This window comes from Nostoc sp. LEGE 06077, from assembly GCF_015207705.1.
Classification (GTDB): Bacteria; Cyanobacteriota; Cyanobacteriia; order Cyanobacteriales; family Nostocaceae; genus Nostoc_B.
The window spans coordinates 1-19211 of the sequence record NZ_JADEWI010000090.1; the positions used below are offsets into that span (position 1 = coordinate 1).

Here is a 19211-nt window from a genome sequence, read left to right on the forward strand (position 1 = left end):
TTTCTGCAATGTGCTGCGCTTAACCGCATGATCCAGTTAGGTAAGCCCGACTCTTATAAAGTCGAAGACTAATTCCTCTCCTTACTTCGGATTGGTGTGTCCTTTTTTCCTTTCATGCAACAAAGCCGCTTTAAACCCAACAATCAAAGGATTAGCATAATGAAAAAACTAGAAGGAAAAATCGCCCTTGTCACGGGTGGCAACAGTGGTATCGGTCTTGCTACTGCTAAACAGTTTGTTGCTGAAGGAGCCTATGTCTACATCACAGGTCGTCGCCAAGCCGAACTGGATGCTGCTGTAGAAGCCATTGGTAAAAATGTTACGGCTGTGCAGAGCGATGTTTCTAATCTGGCAGACCTCGATCGTCTGTTTGCCACCATTAAGCAAGCGCAAGGACACCTCGATATCATCTTCGCTAATGCTGGCGGTGGACAAATTGCCCCACTTGGAGCCATCACTGAGGAACACTTTGACAAAACATTCAACACAAACGTCAAAGGTTTGCTGTTCACCGTACAAAAGGCACTGCCATTGTTGCCAGAGGGTGCTTCTATTATCCTGAATGCTTCGATTACTTCTATAAAAGGTACGCCAGCTTTCAGTGTTTACAGTGCTACCAAAGCCGCCGTGAGATCGTTTGCTCGGAATTGGATACTCGACCTCAGAGAACGCAAGATCCGAGTGAATGCCATTAGCCCTGGTGTGGTTCCGACTCCTGGTTACGATCATTTGGGATTGAATGACCAGCAGTTGCAAGAATTCGTGGACAGCCAAGCCAGCAACATTCCACTGGGACGAGTTGGCACACCCGATGAGATTGCCAAAGCGGTTGTCTTTCTCGCTTCAGATGACAGCAGCTTTGTGAATGGTATTGAGTTATTTGTTGATGGCGGTATGGCACAGATTTGAAGGACAAAAGAAGTTAAAGATGAAGCTGAAGCGGGCTTATTTGACGGTTTTGGAGGAGAAAATGTTAAGTATTCTAGAGTCTGAATATGGGCGTAAGATAACGCAGTTGTAAAATACTTTTATTATCTAAAGCAGATTGATTAAAAGAGTGCTAGTTACTCAAAGTAAGACGATTAGCCTTGCAAAAATAGTACCTAAAGAGGATGAACAAACTCCCAACAAGTTACAAAGATGCAGAGTTTGGACAGATTGTAGTCGAAGACAACCACTGGACTTTAGGACAATCTGCTGTTGTAGGCGATCGCCGTGTACCGATTTGTGTGGATTTTGAACAGGGGCAGATTGGCGAACTTTCATCGCTTCAGCGTCAAGCTATTCGGCAAGCTCTAACTTTGCCAGCCGATGTGTTAGGCATGACTGCTCCTGTTGTGGGGCAAAATTATGATGTATATCGTGAGATGATTGGAGATGAGGAAATGCCGCCGTTGGCTAATCCTACTCAGGTTTGGAATGAGGTGACTTTCTCATATATCTATGTGCCGCCTCACATTGAGGATGGACTGGATATTCCTACTTTTAAGCTGATAGCTGAGTGTGGCTGGGAGCCAGAACACGGACTAGAAGTACGCTTTCGCAATGGAGTAGCAGACGAAGCAGATCAGATAGGTGAAACAGGACGCTAAAACCATGTTGTCTGCGATCTCATCCATTTATCAGGGCTGCTGTCCCATAAATGTTTGGATGTAATGCAAAGAATTATGGAATGCTCCAAACCTCAAAGACAGGAGAAGGCATTGCAGATTGTACTGTTCCACGCATAAAACCTGTCAAAAAGCTGCTTCTTAAACCCTGCTTTAATAAATGATTATCTTCAGATAATGCCCGGATATTAAATAGTGAGCAACAAAACCTCACCTAATATTAGTTTTGTAATTTTTGAGAGAAGAGAAAATGAAGAAGTTAACCAGTCTAATGATTGTTGGGTCAATATTGTCAATGAGTGCGCCGGCATTGGCTGAAAATCGTGCGGTTAATATCAGTATTGGCAGTATTGGTGGTGCATTAGATAATGCTGCTTTGCAAACAGTTCGCCAAGTTATTGGGTTTGCGGTCGGTACTGGTAGTGTTGATAAATTTATTGTATATAGCCCCAGAGTCGGCGCACCTCTTCCCATTGAAGGTGGGTTATCTGCTTGTGCTGAAGCTGGGTTCGGCATAACTGATGCCAGATTTAAAGCTTTTATCCAGCAGTTGCGTTCAATTACACCCCGCCAAGGAACTTTCCTAAATGTAGAACTTACTACAAGCTGTAGACTCAACTAAAAACGTTGGTACTTAACCCTCTTGTGTCGCTTTGAGAAAACAATTATCAAAGCCTGATTCTGAAAGCGAGAGCGATTGGCTTGCCTCAATTTAGTACAAGAGGGTTGAAGTAAGGGTGGCTGTTAGTGCATAGTAGTTGCTGTCCGCGATTTCATGTTACATCGTGAGAACTTGGAATGGCTGACTAATGCTTGTTGGGGTGCAGCATCTAATCTATTATGCCTAACAATTACACTATGAACAACAAGGGAGGGACATTAGAATCTAAGAAAATTAGAATTATTGGTGGCGGTGGAGGTCGGAAATCAAAATTATCTATCAAAGAACAAATAATTTTAACCTTGGTATATCTCCGACATCTGACAACTTTTCAACTTGTGTGCATCTAGTTTGGCAAATGATAAATTTAATTATTAGCTCCCACTACTGAGAGAATTGTTACCATCAAGTTTAATTGAACAGGTAAAAAAAAGAATCGGACTATGAAGTAGTTAAAGAAATACTGACGGAGTATGAATTAATTGTAGATAGCTATGAACAAGTGAGGGAAAGACTTGGAGACAATAAAGAGCAAGAAGAAAGTAAACATACATTTAAAAGTCAGATAATTATCTTGCCAGATGCCAGTTATATCGTTGATGTTATAGCTGGTGAACCTAGGACAAAAAGCGATATAACTTTCATATAACTATATATTTTTGCCTTGTTATTATCAATAAATATCTCAAAGTCTTATTCTATTGTATTGACTAGCTAGTTTCCATCCTTGCGCTGGCATCTTATGAGCTAGTCACAGTAAAGCTTTGATAGTTTTTGGAGATGTCTAATTCTTCCGATTTGAACTGCCGCGATATTCCCTACCGCAGATTTAAAGTTGTGCCACCAGACTCGCATGGGTTTGATAGGGATGGGGTGGGTTGCTAACGGTGATTAAGAGAAAATTAACCTAAATGCTCTTTGAGATAATCCGCTAACATCCGCTTCATGTCAGAGATCATACGCTCAACATCGCCACCTTCGTTGTGAATCTCTTTTTCCTGCTCAACCAGATAACTCATACCTTTATAGAGGGCTTTTGTTACCCGTGCAATCTGTTCTCCCTGGATTGGGTCAAGATGAGGGCTGACTTGTAAAAGTAAATCGTAAATAGTTGTCAGTATTTCTTGATCAACCCGTTGAGCAGCCCCAGCCAGAGTTGTTTGTCCTGATTGCCCAGCATTGAGATGTCTAAAGGCTGGATGTTGGCGCTCAAAAGCAATCATCGGGTCAATCACCCGCGAAACCATAGTAGCAAAATCTAGACCGGAGACATCCTGTTGTAAAGCAGCGATTGTATTGCTACTCAATTGCTGCAAATATCGTTCTCCCAAAGCAGCTAAGATTGCTTCTTTGTTTGAGAAATACTGGTAGACAGAGCCAACAGAAATACCAGCACGCTCGGCTAAAACATTAGTGTTAATAGCTTCTACTCCTCCTTGTTCTAGCAAATCGGCGGCCGTATCTAAGATTAAATCACGTCGTTGCTGACCACGCTTGCCGGAAGGACGGCGACGAGTTTTTTGAGATGTTGACTCGTTACTTGAAATTGGTGAGTTCAGTGTTTTATTGCTTGGAGATTGACTATGTGAGCTTTTGCTCATATACTGGCTAGTATGAATGTGAGTAATAACTCACATTAGCAAAGTTGGAACAAAATCTACAAGCAATACAATCACCAGGAGATAAAGAGCATGAATGGTAAAACAGCATTTGTGACTGGAGCGACAGGTTTGCTAGGTAGTAATCTTTGCCAATTGCTAATCTCACAAGGATGGCAAGTTAAAGGGCTAGTGAGATCTATTGACAAGGCTAAACATTTTCAGCCAAACAGCCGGGTTCAATTTATTCAGGGTGACATTGAGAATGTGCCTGCCTTTGCTCCAGCATTCAAGGATGTAAAAGTGGTATTTCACACAGCAGCGTTTTTTCGGGAGTATTATCAGCCGGGTAGTCACTGGAAAAAGATGAAGCGCATCAATGTGGATGCCACAATACAACTTTTGCAAGCGGCAGAGGCACAAGGGATAGCTAGAACGATTTTCACCTCATCCAGTGGCGTTATCCAAACCTATCCCCATCATGTAGCGACTGAAACCGCCCCTTACAGCGAATTCGCCCAAAAGAACCTCTATTTCAAAACTAAAATTTTGGCAGAACAAGAAATTTATCGGTTTTTGGAAACTAGTCAAATGGATGTGGTAATGATTTTACCTGGCTGGATGATGGGGCCTGGAGATGCCGCACCGACTTCTGCGGGGCAATTGGTGTTAGATATTTTGGCAAGTAAGCTACCAGGGATAATTAATGGTGGTGCTTCATTGACTGATGTTCGGGATGTAGCGGCAGCAATGATTAGTGCCACGGAACGAGGGAAACGGGGTGAGCGTTATATTGTAGCAGGATCATTGAAAACCATGAGAGATATTGCTTTAGAATTAGGAGCGATTTCAGGAGTAAAGGCTCCGAAAATAGTAATTCCTGATAAGATTGCACTTTCAATCGCATGGTTGCTAGAAATCTGGGCGCGTTCAACAGGTAGGGTCAACCCTATGCCCTTGCTTGGCATCCAAACTTTATTGGAAAAAGCGAACTTAAGTTCAGCTAAAGCTATCCAAGAATTGGGCGTAACCTTTCGGCCTTTCACAGATACATTGAAAGATACAGTTCTGTGGTATCAGTCTCAAGGCTATTTATAAAACTCATTATTTAACGCAGATTCTGTTTGTTCTGCCTCCACACCCCAACTCTTGCAGTGATAGCCAACCTCTGTGCATTCTCAAAAGCTATTTGATTCGGGCATTCCACCCCAGACTGACGTGTTTTAACCAAGCCGCTCTTGAGAAATTCTTCTTGAAAGCTGATCTCAACCCCATCTTTGCCATAAGCCATGACCTCTGCAACAGTACGCTCTTGACTATCTTTTGCCACAGGAATGACCGTTACTTGACGATCATTAGTGGCAATGAGCGATTGCAGTTTTTCTGTTGCTTGTTTACTTAATGCTTGCTCTGGCTTATCAATACCACACAGCCGAACTTGCATTTGGTTGCCATTGCTTTGGCGGACTATCATGGTTTGGGTATCTGTCACTTCAATCACTACCCATTGTTCTGGAAAAATAGGTGATTTAGTCATGAAGTTGATAAACCAAATGATTGTGCTACCGAGAGTGATTGCTATTAAGAGAGTTCTAGTTTTCTGCAACGGGTTCATAGTGTTTTTTGTGTAGTGCAGAGAACCACAATTTTAACCACAGTTGATTTAATGTAGGTTTTATCTCTGCCCCAACAGTTGGTTAAGCACATCAGCTAGACGGTAGCCGGACATACTCATTCGACGCTGGGCAATTGGTTTAGCTTTAGTAGCATAGTTTGGTGGTAAGACTTTTCCATCAGCTTTATCAGTGCTGCCAGAAAGTTTTCCATTGATATATACTTGTTGTTTTGCAATTTTAAAACTCTCCAACTGCGCCCAGTTATTAAACTTCGTTTCTCTTAATTCGGGTAATCTATTACGTTGATAGGATGCTTGGAGGCGAGTAGCAGTATTGCGAACTGTTTGAAATCTTTCACTACCCAAAATTAGATCGTCCCAGAATTTATGCAAACTAATCGTTTGACTATTGGGCTTAACTCTAATGTAAAAACTTGTTCCGCCTCGATCTCCTTGTGGTTGGGGGTACTGATTAGTGATTAACTTAGTAGTATGTAATGGCTGATGCACATCTCCTACTAAGTGAAATAGCCAACATATTGGAACTGCTTTTTCACTGTTGCTGGCATTGCTTTGAACAATATCAAGATTCTTTTGAAAAGCGTACAGAATATTTTCTTCACCTGGAATATCGACAGGGACTGAGTTTGAGGAGCTACTGGGTTGATAAGGGAAGTTGATGTAATGCCAAGTTGGGTGATTAAATGTGGGGTTATCACGAGCTTCATCTGCCCATTTTGCCGCCCACATGAATAAGTATAAGTTTTTATCTTTAGTAGAAATATTAGATTGCTGGAGAGAATTCCACTGTTGTTCAAACTTAGAGTATTCAGGGTGTTCTTTTAAAATCGCGGCAATTCTTTCAATTACTTGTGGATGATGCTGCTGAAGTTCACTGTAAGCTATAGCTCCTGATACCATGTGACCAACATAGATGACTGAACTGTTTGAGTTGTTGGTGTGACAATTATCAAGACAAAATCAGATCAAAGCCATTGTCGCTCATTTTAGTTGTTTTTTGATAAAGTTTAGCGAATAGTCAGTTCAAAGGTATATTTATGGTTAGTCAGCCGATAAGGTTGTGCAACAATCACTTTTGATAATCAAGTAATATCAAGCATATTATCTATCATTCTGAATATCTGTAGAAGATTTTATTAGAGGAGATATGAAATTGTGCAAGTTATCTCTGTCAATGTAGGACTTCCCCGTGAAGTGCTTTGGAAGGGTAAAACAGTTACAACTGGAATTTTTAAAGAACCAGTTGAGGGACGGGTGATGGTGCGCTCACTCAATTTAGATGGAGATAGACAAGCTGATTTGAGTGTCCACGGAGGCAAAGACAAAGCAGTTTATGCTTATCCATTCGAGCATTACGACTATTGGCGGCGCAAGTTACCTGAGATGGATTTGCCCTGGGGAATGTTTGGTGAAAACCTGACTACGGGTGGGCTGTTAGAAAATGAGGTTAATATTGGCGATCGCTTTTGGATTGGTAGCGCAGAGGTAATGGTAACTCAACCTCGAATGCCTTGCTATAAATTGGGAATTAAGTTTGGAAGAACAGATATAGTTAAACAGTTTTTAGATAGTCGCCTGACGGGGTTCTACTTTTCGGTGCTGCAAGAGGGTACAGTCGGAAATGGTGATACTTTGTCGTTAATCAGTCGAGATTCAAATAATATCACTGTTGCTGATATTACCCAACTTTATGCACGGGAAACACACGACCTAGAACTGTTACAGCGTGCCGTACAAGTTGAGGCTTTACCTACAGGTTGGCGAGATTACTTTCAGCAGCAAATCGAGAAGTTTAAAAGATGAATTTCATTAATGTTAGAAAATAAAGCTATAATCTGCCGATACTGCAATTGGTCGATGTTCATAGTCTGAATATTGATGAGGTGGTGTAAGCAGACAGCACTGTTAAAATCTACCATCTAAGAATATCCACTATGAACAAACCCTGTTTCTTCAAGTAACTTTTGGAGTTTGGCGTGAGGAAATTTTATATTCTTATTGTTATTTGTACACATCTCAACAAAAAAGTTTTGCATCAGTTCAATAATGCTACGGTATTTAAGAATACTAGTGACATAAAATTGATCCAGCTTCATAAGCTTATCAGCAGATAATTGCTCAATGTTGTCTAATAATCTAGCTCCTATTTCATAAGGTGTTAAATCTTCTTTTATGTCATATTTTTCCCTGATGGTACGTTGATTGCGCTCAGAACATAAATCATAAGATAAGCGAATAAGATGTCCAAGATTTCGTAAGATTTCCCCGTAGTCGTAAAATTGATTCTGCTGAAAGAAAAACTCTTCATCTTTGGTTAAGGAAAAGCTGTTATCAAGTACCAAACCAAAATCGGTTAAATATGTCTGCTGTCCATCGGTGAGGATATTGTAAAAATGCGCGTCAAAATGAATAATTCCCTTGGTTCTCAAAAAGGTAATTGTCTTGTGTAGTTCATCCAGGTATTTTTGGAGGTGGTTAGGGTTTTCTTGTAGCCATATTGCCAGAACATGAGGAATGTACTCTAAAAACAGAATCAATTCATATTTGGTGTTGGCTCTATCTAATAAATAATTTTCAATACTTGTATTATTCCCCCAATACTCCACAAAAGCTTTGTGTTTTTCTAGATCAACATCTTTGCGTAGTCCAGAAAGCGGAATAATTCGATAATGATACATTAAAGGAAATGAGGCGCTCTCTCCTTCTAGTACCCAGTTAGTAGTCTTGATATGTGTTATGAGTTCACGGAATACATTTAAACCAATAGACCCTACACCGTAATTAAAGTAAGTTGGTAAATTATACAAATTTTTAGTAGAGAAGGAGTTTTCGTATTCAATTGTTGTAATGGGAATGCGTTTGACAAAGACTTTGGATTGTCCAAGAACGATGGTATAGTTTCGTCCCCAATTCAAACTTGATGTACCCGACTCCCTATCGCCAAACAAAGAATGCAATTGTGAATTGTCTAAACCAGCAAGTTGTGAACTAAGTTGGAAGTACCTTGTGGTTCTATGTTCTAGATCGTTATCAAGCATAACCTCACAGAAGGTAACATCAATTGTAAATATTTTAACTTTTGGCAAACAGTGTTATTTTGTTCATAAGTTGACCAAAGGATTTTTCAGAACTGATCCACATCACAGGGGTATAAATAAACGCAAGTTACCTTGAATACGGCATCAGAAATAAATTTACGTAGATGAACAAAGCCAGTATTCTCGCAGCATCCCTACTGTTGCTTTCTGGAATACCAACTGTAGCGCAAACGAACCTTCCCAAAATGACAGTAGTGAGCGTGGGCGATGGTGACACGTTAAGAGTCCGTAATCAACAAGGACAACCAGTAACCATCCGCTTGGCTTGTGTTGATGCACCCGAACTCAAGCAAAACCCTTGGGGGCAGCAGTCTAAATCTCGCCTTCAGCAATTGTTAAGAGTAGGCCAATCAGTGCAAGTTCGGTTAATGGAGCGTGATAAGTACAAAAGGCTGGTAGCTGAAGTGTTTGTGAATAATAGCTCAGTGAACCTGAAGATGGTACAAGAGGGTCAGGCTGTTGTCTATCGGCAGTATCTCCAAGGATGTAACAGTACCAAAAACCAGTTTCTTCAAGCTGAGGCTGATGCCAAAGGTAAAAAGCTAGGATTTTGGAATCAATCGCAGCCGGTGATGCCTTGGGATTTCCGGCGAGGTCAAAAGCCAACTCAAGGAACGAACACGCGATCTCCAAAAGTTCAGCAATGCGATTTATCGTACCCAGATATTTGCATTCCGCTCAATTCGGCAGACTTGAATTGCCGTGATATTCCCTACCGCAGATTTAGAGTAGTTCCACCAGATCCGCACGGGTTTGATAGAGATGGGGATGGCGTGGGCTGTGAGCGGTGATTAGAGCTTATAAAACTGCTTTTTGTTTCAGCTTATTTAGAAAAATTACTTAGGCTTCTAAATTGGCAAAGTAGCTTGATAAACCAGTCCACCCTCATCTTTTCTGTAAAAGGAGCAGTTATATGGGAACGGAAACGACATATCTGGAGCTTTCGGATGGTAAGTCGCACAAGTTCTATGAAGTAACAATCAACGATGTAGAAGTAAAAGTACGGTATGGGCGAATTGGAGACGCAGGCAAAACAACTGTCACAGCCTATGATACTGCACAAAAAGCGCAGGCAGAAATGACCAAACTCGTTAATTCTAAGGTGAAGAAGGGTTATGAACGCGCAAACAAAGGCGATCGCATCAAGCAACCAATTTCTAGAGGCGATCGCCGCTTGGCTCGATTCAACCATCTCCGGCGCACTGGCTGGAAACCTTTGATTAAACAGACTCTGGATGCACCCTTCACATCTAAATATCTGGGTCAACCTTGGCTAAGTCCTGGGACGAATTATCCTCATTGTTCTGGTTGTGGAAAATCTCTAAGATTTCACTTTCAACTGAATCTCCAAGAATTGCCTGAAAGCTTGCAAGACAAATTTGGCACGGGATTATTTCAACTATTTTCCTGTTTCTCTTGCTATGTACAATTTCCCCAAATTGTGGCGCTTCCTGAATCAGCAACGCCAACATCATCAGAGCCGGAAATTAGTATAGAAGATGCGACAAACCTTAGTACATGGACACCCTATGTAATTAAAAGCTGTGGCATTGATGACTTTCATGGTCGCTATATGCTGCAAATTGTCGGATGGCAACCTTTTGATGACTATCCTTTCGCTGAGGAAGCAGAAGAAACCTATGGTACAGAATATACTGAAGACGAAGAAAAGCTGATCTTCCATGTTTATGCAGATGATTGTCAATATTATGAGGAAGATGACCCCGATAGAATCACATTAATAGATGTTCAATTAGCTTGGGATAGAACAGCAGATAAGCTTTCGGGGTGGGGCTACTGGGGACAACAAGTGGAGCATCAGTATTGTCGGATCTGCGGTCAACCCATGCAACTGTTTTATCAATTAGGGCAAGGTATTGAATACGAAGGCAACACTGGACTGGACTATGATAGAGATAATCTCTTGCTGGTGTTTCAGTGTGCAGAACACAAAGATGAATTTAGCTGCTATGGCAGTGCGTTTTAGTCAATAATTTTTGATTGCCTGCTTTTAGGAGATAGTATGGCTGAGAATTTGCCATCGTTAGAAAAAGAACTCATTATCTCTCAAACTCAATCTCAGTGGCGGAATGTCAACAGTACGCCTCTGGATTTAGAGCAAGCTACAATTGCAATTCAGGCATTGTATAAATTTGCCGGATTAGCGCAACCAGAAGTTCAGTTTGTTGAGAGTCCAGCAGCGGCGAGAGAGCAGATTGAGCAAGAAAGTATGCAGTCTGATTGTATGTTAGCTGAGTTATGGGAAGTGTTACGCGAAGATTTGTGGCGCTCACTTTCTCGTAGTCTAGGCACATTACAAAATGAATTAACCCACTACATCAGAAATCCCCTGTCTGAGCTATGGGAAAGCTCTTTCCAACGCATTATGTTGGATAGATTCACTGAGGTTTTAGGAGATTTTTTAGGAGATTGTTTATTACCAGAATGGGGTATTTGCTGGGCAGCAATGTTTACAGCAGCACATCAGCTAGGAGTGACACTGGCACAAGACAAATACAATCTGTTTTGCAACTATATGCAACAGGTTGCTTGGATGTTTCCTTATGAGGGAGTGGCGATCTCAATTCAGCGTCCTCTGATTCGCTGCAATAGTGCGGGCGAAATTCATGGAGAAGGAATTCCTGCTATTGAGTTTTCCGACGGTTGTGGTGTCTATGCCTATCGGGGAATTCATCTACCAGAGAAGTATGGTCAAGTCCACCCAACAAATTGGCGTGCCGAGTGGCTACTAGAACAAAGAAATGCTGAACTGCGGCGCGTTTTGATTCAAGGCATTGGCTATGAACGGATTTGTCAACAGTTGCAAGCGAAGGAATGCGATCAATGGCAAGAGTACACTTTACTGCAAATTGAGTCTGAGGTTGATGTTGAACCCTTACGCTTGCTGAAAATGACTTGTCCTAGTACAGGCTTTATTCATGTGTTGCGAGTTCCACCAGATCTCAGTTCTGCCCGTGAATCGATTCGCTGGGTAAATTGGGGGATCGATCCGACTGAGTTTACTTTTCAAAGCTGATATTTATGCTCGTGCGCTTTTAGGGCGATCGCTCTACACTGTATCATCCATCCAGCCGCACTCTGGATTTGGGCAATCCCAATGTACACTGGAGGTATAATTAGGCTTATACTCAGCACCACATTGGGGACATCTGCCAGTAAATAAAGGATGCCAGTTAAGTAACTCCAACTGTTGTTCTTGTGTCCAGCGTGGGCGAGGCTGTAAAATCAACTCACCGTATATTTACTAGCACAGTTTAGGGAAGAATCAGCATACCCTACAATTATCAAGTTTTTTTCAGTTCCCGGTGATGTTGCATTAGATGTAACTGGAGATATAGTAACTGAGGATTTAGGTAGAATAATCGCTTGTGTTAGTGGCTCAAATATTGAGCCGATAAAACAACTTATAGAAAATTCAAAAGCTAATGAATATGTAAGGAGTGCTGCTTTAGAAGCATTGTTGGTTTTAATAGCTCAAGAAGGCATCAGCAGAGAACAGGTTATACAATATTATGCCAAGCTGTTTTCTACTTTAGATAAAGAAGATTATTATATCCAAACTGCTTTAGTAACCAATAGCGCACAGCTTTGTGCAGTCGAACTGCAAGAACAAATAGATCGGGCTTTTGAAGAAGAATCGGTCGATTTGTTTTTTATTGACAAAGAAGAGGTCAGCACTTATTTAGTCGTAGAAACAGAAGAAGCTTTAAATAGACTACGTAAAAATCCAAAGTATTCTTTTATTAAAGATGTAGTCTCAGAAATGGAGAATTGGAGTTGTTTTCAACCACAAGATAAACATCCGTCATATAACATTTTCATTCCCGAAGGATTTAGCCTTGGAACATCTAAAAAGTCTAAAATTAAAGATAAGAACAAGAAAAAAATGCAAAAGCAATCGCGGAGAAAAAATCGCTCCAAAAAGAAATAAATTATTAATTTTGGTAAAAATTTTTAAGATAAAGCAAGTAATAGAGTGATTGCTAAAATGCCAATACAGTACATTAACAGAAAAGAACAGATGTATTATCTTCATCAAGGCACTACCAAAACTGGTAAGCCAAAGTATTTCTTCTCTATGAAAGCTGAAGGAAATATATTAGAAGCTATCCCTGATGGTTATGAAATTTATGAAAATCCTAACGCTCAAGTTTTTCTGCGAAAAATTCAACCTAAAATTATCACTGATGAAGAAAAAAGGATTGTAGAGTCAGGAATGAAGAAACTTTCTAGATTACAGGATTACCAAATAGACGTAAAGCAAGAAATAATTACTATATATACACCTAATCAAAATGTTAATTTATTATCAGAAATGCTTAGTTTCTCTTCAGGGGATAAATTAAAAGAAGCAGAAACTATACTTAAGCGTTCCATTTCTTATTCACCAATGCTTCAGTTTGTTTTAATTGATGAACCCAAACGGATATTTATCACACAAAGATACTGCTTTTTAGGAAGAATTGATGATTGGATTCAAGTTGGTGAGCCAAGTAACCTTAATAATCTTGTAAAAAATTATGTAAAGCACTTAGGACAAGAATCATTCTTTGAACTGCATTAATAATGTTCAAAACCTAAGAGAATTTTGAAGATTATGAGCAAAAATAGAACTATTGCGTATATTCTTGTATTTATTGGTGTTATTGGTATTTTTAGCCTAATTTTAGGGAGCATCTTTGGTATACAGAGTCTACTTTTCTTATGTTCGTGGAGTACGAATCAAGGAAATTGCTTTCTGCCAATAGCAATATTATTAGCTATTACTTTTGCCCTGGGTGTGATCTTCATAATGATATTAAAACAGGGTCTAAAAAAGCTGAAATCTAGAAAAGTTTATCCTGACCAAGATACTTAAAATTTTAGATTTTCCTCAATACATGAGCTATTTTCTTTACATAGTTGGTTAATTAAAATTATCTGTTAAAAATTAACTGCGGTTTGAGCCACAACCTAAACAACGCATACAAACAGAAAAAGCTGCTAAAAGTGAGACAATCTCAACAAATAATTGCAATGACAGTGGGGCAAGAGCCAAACCCCAAATTAGAGAAATTGTCCCGCTAAACATTGCCGTAATACGATTAATTTCATCTTGAGTCTTCCAAGCTAAGAAAAAGATGCCGAAACCTATCAATAATAAAAGCAAACTACTCATAAATCTATGTCCAGTTAATGGACTGCTGTTGCATTAAAGGGAATAATTACAAGCCAAAGTAATCATACAGTAGTAATTGCATAGGAGTTGATGGCGATCACTCACTTGGCAGATGTTTGTATTTCACTGCTTGTCCCAGCAAAACGAATCTTGATTAAAAGATGCGAGTGCAGATCAATTTACTTAAACGGCTGACCCCACAGATCCCAGTTCTCCTTGTTGAAAGGACTACGCCATTTCAATATCAACTTCAACTCCAACTCCTGTCGTGCGCGTCGGTCAACCGGAGCATCCCAGCAAAACGCTGCATTCACGGCCGTTGTCAACCCATAACGAGAATGCAAATCTTGGTAACTGGCGATGTAGTCTTTGCAATCATGAATCCCTTTCCATCGCTTGTTACTACGGCAAGTTTCCCCAACATATAGCACTAGCCCAACTGCCGAATCAAGAATGAAATACAAACAAGCCTCACCTGGACTATCAGCAGGTTTTCGATAGAACGACATTGGGACAAGCGTTAGTTTTAGTGGGTCGATTGCGTCGGGGTTGCAATGGTTTGAAGTGAGGTCGAACAAAGATGTTTGCTGTGGTGGTTGACTTTGCCTGACTTGTTGCTGATGAGCGAGTATCCGAGATTTCCACGCTGCCAAGGCATCAGCACTCATTGTCAACTGTTCGGCTCTAACTGCTGGCGTGGATTTGGCATTGGGGAACAGGTTTAGCTGGGTGGGTTCCAATAACATTAATGGAATCTGAACATAGCCGTGATAAAGCATTGCAGCACTAAAAATACAGAGTTCACGGATTTAGAAAAAGGTTTGATCTCTTATGTAGATAATCTTGGATTCACCTGAAGCTAAAAGATGCCAGAGAGCAAATGATTAATCAAGTTATAAATTTCTTCGCCTTAATGCAACATTAGATACAGTGCTTCGTAGTAAAATATGTAACTATTCGTGGAGAGGCGAATATCGCAAAAAATCAAAAATCTGACGAGTCACTATCAACAGATTTGTTGCAGCAACAAGAAGATGCGACTACGTAACCAATGGTGTAATCGCTTGTCTTTTGAGAAGCGACAATGAGTATTGCTTTATTTAGGATAAATGTCGTGCTACATTGCGAGGCTCAAACAATGAAAAATATTATGGCATTCGCTTTATTCTTTTTAGCTAACATGGCTGTGCTTTTAGTTGATAGTCAGTCTGTTCAGGCTCATGGTCGTTACTATCGCAATTATCGTAATCATCATTATCGCAATTATCGCAATAGGCTGCCATCACGCTATTGTTACCCGGTTACTAAATGGATAGTTGCCCAAGATCCAGCTGATCACCCCCAGGCTTATGCTGATGGCTACCGCCAAGGGCAAAATCATGCGAAAAAAGGAAAGACATATCAGCCGCGAACTGCGGGTGGAGAATTTGGACGTGGTTTTGATGATGGTTTTTATGACAGAGAGTTTGCGGGGCAACAACGTATCATACCGAATGTAGTGAAGCCATATATTACTAAACAATGTTATTGATTGGATCTGCTGGCATGTAGTAGCTGCAAATTGCTAACAGATGTGGTTACAGGAGGAATTGGCAGCCATGATCAAACACAGTAATAGATTATTGCTGATCCGCTGTTACTAGATAATCCAGAGTAATCACTAGATTGATGTGGATTCATAGATAAAAATTATTGATATCCTAAATTTGATGAACAACACTTTAGTCATTAACTCTTTATTATTAATTTCTCAAATACAAAGTCCTGAACCAAAATTTCTCCAGTTGAAAAATCAATTAGAAAGAGTGGGATTTCAGGTGGTGATTAAACTACCACCAAAGCGGGGAGCCTATGGCTTATTGAGAGAAGCTGATAAAAAAATCTGGATTAATCCAGTAGTATTTGATTTAAACATTGGGAATCAGGTTTTAATTCATGAAGCTGTTCATGCTGCACAGTTATGTGCAGGAAAAGGAAAAATAAAAGTTTTAGGTTTAGACATTCAGCCTAGCAATTATGCACGACCTTTTTTCCTTCGCTATAGGGATGTACATCGTCAAGAGTTAGAGAGAGAAGCTTACGCTGTACAAAGTCAAGTTAACAGTTTTCAACTAGCAATATCTCTTTTACAGAAGCATTGTAAATAAAACGATATTGTTTCAAAATCAAAATATTAAGTTTCTTGTTTTCTCTCTATATTAATTAATCTTAATTTGGAAAAGTATAGGCTCATATCTTACTCTAAGCAAGTTAGTTCATCTTAGAATTTAATATTAATTAGATTAGTTAAAATAGAGAAATTTGAAGATGCGAAAAATTTCTGTGATTCTTCCCTTAGCTATTCTGGCTTTTGGCAGTATAGCTGTGAACAGCCAAGAAACTTCTACACCCAATAAATATACTCAATCTGTTAAGCGTGAAGTTTTAGCGAGTGGTTATCCAACGCATAACCAAAAACAAATTCTTGAGCTTGTGCGTTATACTATTGCTCCAAAAACAAAACTGCCTACTCATATTCATCCAGGGATGCAGATTGAACGCGTAGAGGCAGGTACTTTAACTTATACTGTTGTTGAAGGCGAGGCCATAGTAACGAAAGCTAATGGCACAAAATTAATTCTTAAAAAAGGAGAAACTGTACAGATAACGCTCGGAGATTCTTTAGTTGAACCTGCCGGAATGGTTCACTATGGAGAAAACCAAACAAACAAACCAGTTATTTTATTATCTGCTTCTCTATTTGATGCTGGTCAAGCAAAAGCTATTTTAATCAAGTCTGAAAATAGGTGAGTGAGAGCAATTTTGACTTATACCAAAATTATGAATGTTTGGCTATCTGTCGAGCCGATGAAGACGCGTACTACTAATGCGATTTATGCAGGAATTTATTTTGGATTGCCGATATTTTGGATATTGCTGACAGCATATTTCATGCTGAGATTGACTTATTTTCGTAACTGAAGCAAAGTGTGAAATATTTATCCATTAACTACCTTACCTAACAGCAGTTTGCCAAGAAACCTTAAGAATTTATCCTGTAGTTCTTTTCACTTTCCCTAGAATTACTTTACGCTCTGTCAATTTAAGAGGGTATCAAGTTGCTTCTGGAACGTATGTGACACCTTGCATTTATCTAACTCATCGTCGAGAAGATTTATATCCTCAACCAGATGAATTTCAACCCCAAAGGTTTCTCAATCGGAAATACTCATCTTATGAATTTTGGCCTTTTGGAGGTGGCTCTCGTCAATGTCTAGGGCAAGTATTTGCTTTGTTTGAAATGAAATTAATTTTAGCAACTATTCTTTTAAATTATCGACTGAAATTAGAAGAGAAAGCCCCAGTTCATCCAGCACGTAGAGGGTTTCTGTTAGGCCCATTAGGTGGAGTTAAAATGAGACTTGTGACTGGCACAACATCGCCAGCACAATCCGCTACTTCCTAGCCCATTCAAACCATGCGCTAACATTGGTTGATATAGTGTTCTTGTTCTTGTCCCAATGAGCATAGGGATTACTGCATCAACCCGATACACTCGTTCCAAACCCAAAACCTACGCCATCCACAGCACCCAATCAGGAGACTCAGCCGTCAACTGCCCAAAAATCTGCGGCTGTGCCTCCTCAAACGCCACCATCACGCCCAACATTCTTCCGAAGTAAGGGTACTGAACGACTTTTTGACTGATTTCACTCCAAATTCTACCTGTTTAATTACCAACGAAGCATAAAATATTATTAATCACTTCAAATCAACTCTAAATATACTAAATTGAATGACCTTTTTTGAATTCAAAATGCAAAATGCAAAATTCAAAATGAAGAACGGAAATAATTTTGAATTAATTAATTCTGGGTACAAGCCCCCGCCACAATTTGTGATTTGGCGGTAAACAAGAAAGTGGTGAGTTCAAGCTCCCATTAATTGTCTTTAATTTTTAATTTTTAATTTTTAATTTTGAATTGGAGCGAAGCGACTTGACTCGGTTTGTACATGACGAATTTGCTAAAGATTATCTGGAAGAACTGTTAAAACCTTATGGGGAAGTAAAATCATCATCAAAAGTATCAGGAGAAATTAAAGAAATTGATGTGTTATTTACTCCATCAGCACAGCCAAACTCTAATTTACAATTGTTAGGACTACTGTGAAGGTTTGCCGAATTTCCGGCAATATTAGAACCATTTCGGAATGCAGCTTCTAGTGATGAAATTTGTGACTGTATTCAAAAGTTATTAGAAGTAAAAGCTCTATTGCGACGAGATGCTAAAGCTAATAAAACCAAACTCCAGGATTCAAATATTCCTAAACTATGGATTCTGACTCCAACTGCATCCCCAGTAATACTATCGAGCTTTAATGTTAATCAGAAATTGGGGTGGTTGCCAGGAATATACTTTTTAGGTGATGCCCTAAGAACAGCAATTGTTGCTATTCACCAACTGCCACAAACACCAGAAACTTTATGGTTAAGAATTCTAGGCAGAGGAAGTGTGCAGTCACAGGCGATTTTGGAATTATCAGCGTTACCATTGAATCACCCATACAAGCAAGCGACGCTAGAATTAGTTTACAACCTGCGTGAAAATTTAAGGATCAATCAAAATTTAGAATCAGATGACAGAGAGTTAATTATGCGATTAGAACCACTGTATCAGCAAGACCGTGAAAGAGCCAAAGAAGAAGGACAACAGGATTTAATTATACGTCAACTAAATCGTCGTTTTGGGGAAATTAATTCAGCGTTGATTGGACGAATTCGAGGATTATCTATCGAGCAATTGTCTCTTTTAGGAGAGGCGTTATTAGATTTTTCCGTTGTGACAGATTTAGAAGCTTGGCTAAACCAGCAAGCCGGATAACAAAGTGAAAATAAACTACAGCCAGCCAATCGCACCCTACAGACCTACAACCGTCGGCAAAGTTAACTCATACTTGCCACTGCCCCAAATATCCATTCCAAAACGGCTCACCCACTTTGGAAAATCAACAACCCGCAGCGATCGCTCATAACCTAAAAATCAAGTCATCCATTCAATCCACCCAGGAACTTCTGCCACTAACTGCCCAAACAACTGCGGCTGCGCCTCCTCAATTTCTACCATCACCCCCCATCGTTCATCACTGCTAAGGGTGGAAAGGAACTCTTTGGCAGCTTCCACACCGGATTCTACACATTCCATAAACCCAGCAACATAAGATTTAACCTGCTGCCACCAAGAAGCTTCCTGTCCCTCCATATCCTCATTACTGGGGAGTGGGGTTGTGTCAGTGATTGATGTTGTTAAATCTATATTAGGAGTGACTGACACCAACTCCCGACTTAACCACTGCTTGAAAATCCTATCTCGCCCATCACCAGGAGCCACAAACTTATAAACACACTCCCGCTTACCCCGTGGCCCCAACCGACCAACATACGATAGCCG

The 19211-nt window shown here is 40.0% G+C and carries 22 protein-coding genes and 3 pseudogenes; 17 read left to right on the forward strand and 8 right to left on the reverse strand.

Annotation, left to right across the window (positions count from 1 at the left end; genetic code table 11):
• Positions 1–159: 159 nt before the first annotated feature.
• The 4 genes from IQ244_RS30665 to IQ244_RS32805 all read left to right on the forward strand — a co-directional run bounded on the left by IQ244_RS30665 (position 160) and on the right by IQ244_RS32805 (position 2621).
• Complete coding sequence (locus IQ244_RS30665; protein WP_193900456.1) at positions 160–909, forward strand: SDR family oxidoreductase; 750 nt, start codon at positions 160–162, stop codon at positions 907–909.
• 203 nt (positions 910–1112) lie between these two features.
• Positions 1113–1592, forward strand: coding sequence for a DUF6985 domain-containing protein (locus IQ244_RS30670; RefSeq protein WP_193900457.1), 480 nt, complete (start codon positions 1113–1115; stop codon positions 1590–1592).
• A gap of 268 nt (positions 1593–1860) precedes the next feature.
• On the forward strand, positions 1861–2232 hold the full coding sequence (locus IQ244_RS30675) for a hypothetical protein (protein WP_193900458.1): 372 nt from the start codon (positions 1861–1863) through the stop codon (positions 2230–2232).
• Positions 2233–2468: 236 nt separating this feature from the next.
• Positions 2469–2621: a transposase family protein gene (locus IQ244_RS32805; protein WP_228059259.1), complete on the forward strand. Its 153-nt coding sequence runs from the start codon at positions 2469–2471 to the stop codon at positions 2619–2621.
• A gap of 552 nt (positions 2622–3173) precedes the next feature.
• On the opposite strand, the gene IQ244_RS30685 is transcribed toward IQ244_RS32805, so the two are convergent.
• Positions 3174–3872 carry a TetR/AcrR family transcriptional regulator gene (locus IQ244_RS30685; RefSeq protein ID WP_193900459.1) on the reverse strand — a complete coding sequence of 233 codons (699 nt, stop codon included), beginning with the start codon at positions 3870–3872 and terminating at the stop codon, positions 3174–3176.
• A gap of 90 nt (positions 3873–3962) precedes the next feature.
• Between IQ244_RS30685 and IQ244_RS30690 the strand changes: the two genes are divergently transcribed.
• A complete protein-coding gene (locus IQ244_RS30690; protein WP_193900460.1) occupies positions 3963–4967 on the forward strand; it encodes an SDR family oxidoreductase in 1005 nt (334 codons plus the stop codon).
• Positions 4968–4977: 10 nt separating this feature from the next.
• Here the strand turns inward: IQ244_RS30690 and IQ244_RS30695 are convergent, their stop codons facing one another.
• Positions 4978–5406 carry a thermonuclease family protein gene (locus IQ244_RS30695; RefSeq protein ID WP_228059256.1) on the reverse strand — a complete coding sequence of 143 codons (429 nt, stop codon included), beginning with the start codon at positions 5404–5406 and terminating at the stop codon, positions 4978–4980.
• Between the two features lie 138 nt (positions 5407–5544).
• Positions 5545–6405 (reverse strand): S1/P1 nuclease, encoded by an 861-nt coding sequence (locus IQ244_RS30700; RefSeq protein WP_193900462.1) that lies wholly within the window; start codon positions 6403–6405, stop codon positions 5545–5547.
• Between the two features lie 255 nt (positions 6406–6660).
• Between IQ244_RS30700 and IQ244_RS30705 the strand changes: the two genes are divergently transcribed.
• Positions 6661–7308, forward strand: a complete 648-nt coding sequence (locus IQ244_RS30705; RefSeq protein WP_193900463.1) for an MOSC domain-containing protein — start codon at positions 6661–6663, stop codon at positions 7306–7308.
• 116 nt (positions 7309–7424) lie between these two features.
• On the opposite strand, the gene IQ244_RS30710 is transcribed toward IQ244_RS30705, so the two are convergent.
• A complete protein-coding gene (locus IQ244_RS30710) occupies positions 7425–8591 on the reverse strand; it encodes a hypothetical protein (protein ID WP_228059257.1) in 1167 nt (388 codons plus the stop codon).
• A gap of 116 nt (positions 8592–8707) precedes the next feature.
• Here IQ244_RS30710 and IQ244_RS30715 point away from each other — a divergent pair, with 116 nt between their 5' ends.
• The 3 genes from IQ244_RS30715 to IQ244_RS30725 all read left to right on the forward strand — a co-directional run bounded on the left by IQ244_RS30715 (position 8708) and on the right by IQ244_RS30725 (position 11640).
• A complete protein-coding gene (locus IQ244_RS30715; RefSeq protein WP_193900464.1) occupies positions 8708–9394 on the forward strand; it encodes a thermonuclease family protein in 687 nt (228 codons plus the stop codon).
• 122 nt (positions 9395–9516) lie between these two features.
• Positions 9517–10590, forward strand: a complete 1074-nt coding sequence (locus tag IQ244_RS30720) for a WGR domain-containing protein (protein ID WP_193900465.1) — start codon at positions 9517–9519, stop codon at positions 10588–10590.
• Between the two features lie 36 nt (positions 10591–10626).
• Positions 10627–11640 (forward strand): DUF6745 domain-containing protein, encoded by a 1014-nt coding sequence (locus IQ244_RS30725; RefSeq protein ID WP_193900466.1) that lies wholly within the window; start codon positions 10627–10629, stop codon positions 11638–11640.
• A 33-nt stretch (positions 11641–11673) separates the two neighbouring features.
• Here IQ244_RS30725 and IQ244_RS30730 read toward each other — a convergent pair whose 3' ends face one another.
• Positions 11674–11853, reverse strand: a complete 180-nt coding sequence (locus IQ244_RS30730; RefSeq protein ID WP_322746139.1) for a hypothetical protein — start codon at positions 11851–11853, stop codon at positions 11674–11676.
• 54 nt (positions 11854–11907) lie between these two features.
• On the opposite strand from IQ244_RS30730, the gene IQ244_RS30735 reads away from it, so the two are divergent.
• Complete coding sequence (locus tag IQ244_RS30735; RefSeq protein ID WP_322746143.1) at positions 11908–12555, forward strand: DUF1186 domain-containing protein; 648 nt, start codon at positions 11908–11910, stop codon at positions 12553–12555.
• 45 nt (positions 12556–12600) lie between these two features.
• Complete coding sequence (locus IQ244_RS30740; protein ID WP_322746140.1) at positions 12601–13188, forward strand: hypothetical protein; 588 nt, start codon at positions 12601–12603, stop codon at positions 13186–13188.
• A 366-nt stretch (positions 13189–13554) separates the two neighbouring features.
• On the opposite strand, the gene IQ244_RS30745 is transcribed toward IQ244_RS30740, so the two are convergent.
• Both IQ244_RS30745 and IQ244_RS30750 read right to left on the reverse strand, forming a co-directional pair.
• Positions 13555–13782, reverse strand: a complete 228-nt coding sequence (locus IQ244_RS30745) for a hypothetical protein (protein WP_193900467.1) — start codon at positions 13780–13782, stop codon at positions 13555–13557.
• 179 nt (positions 13783–13961) lie between these two features.
• A complete protein-coding gene (locus IQ244_RS30750; RefSeq protein WP_322746142.1) occupies positions 13962–14528 on the reverse strand; it encodes a GIY-YIG nuclease family protein in 567 nt (188 codons plus the stop codon).
• A 404-nt stretch (positions 14529–14932) separates the two neighbouring features.
• On the opposite strand from IQ244_RS30750, the gene IQ244_RS30755 reads away from it, so the two are divergent.
• From IQ244_RS30755 to IQ244_RS30780, 6 genes and pseudogenes are all read left to right on the forward strand, one after another.
• Positions 14933–15313, forward strand: a complete 381-nt coding sequence (locus IQ244_RS30755) for a hypothetical protein (protein ID WP_228059258.1) — start codon at positions 14933–14935, stop codon at positions 15311–15313.
• 178 nt (positions 15314–15491) lie between these two features.
• Entirely contained in the window at positions 15492–15929 is a 438-nt protein-coding gene (locus tag IQ244_RS30760) for a hypothetical protein (protein WP_193900469.1), read from the forward strand.
• A 160-nt stretch (positions 15930–16089) separates the two neighbouring features.
• Positions 16090–16572, forward strand: a complete 483-nt coding sequence (locus tag IQ244_RS30765; RefSeq protein WP_193900470.1) for a cupin domain-containing protein — start codon at positions 16090–16092, stop codon at positions 16570–16572.
• A 12-nt stretch (positions 16573–16584) separates the two neighbouring features.
• Positions 16585–16743 (forward strand): hypothetical protein, encoded by a 159-nt coding sequence (locus IQ244_RS30770; RefSeq protein ID WP_193900471.1) that lies wholly within the window; start codon positions 16585–16587, stop codon positions 16741–16743.
• 40 nt (positions 16744–16783) lie between these two features.
• A pseudogene (locus IQ244_RS30775) lies at positions 16784–17227 on the forward strand (cytochrome P450); the annotation flags it as partial.
• 532 nt (positions 17228–17759) lie between these two features.
• A pseudogene (locus IQ244_RS30780) lies at positions 17760–18644 on the forward strand (DUF4351 domain-containing protein).
• A gap of 159 nt (positions 18645–18803) precedes the next feature.
• Here IQ244_RS30780 and IQ244_RS32810 read toward each other — a convergent pair.
• Positions 18804–19211: pseudogene (locus IQ244_RS32810) on the reverse strand (bifunctional DNA primase/helicase); the annotation flags it as partial.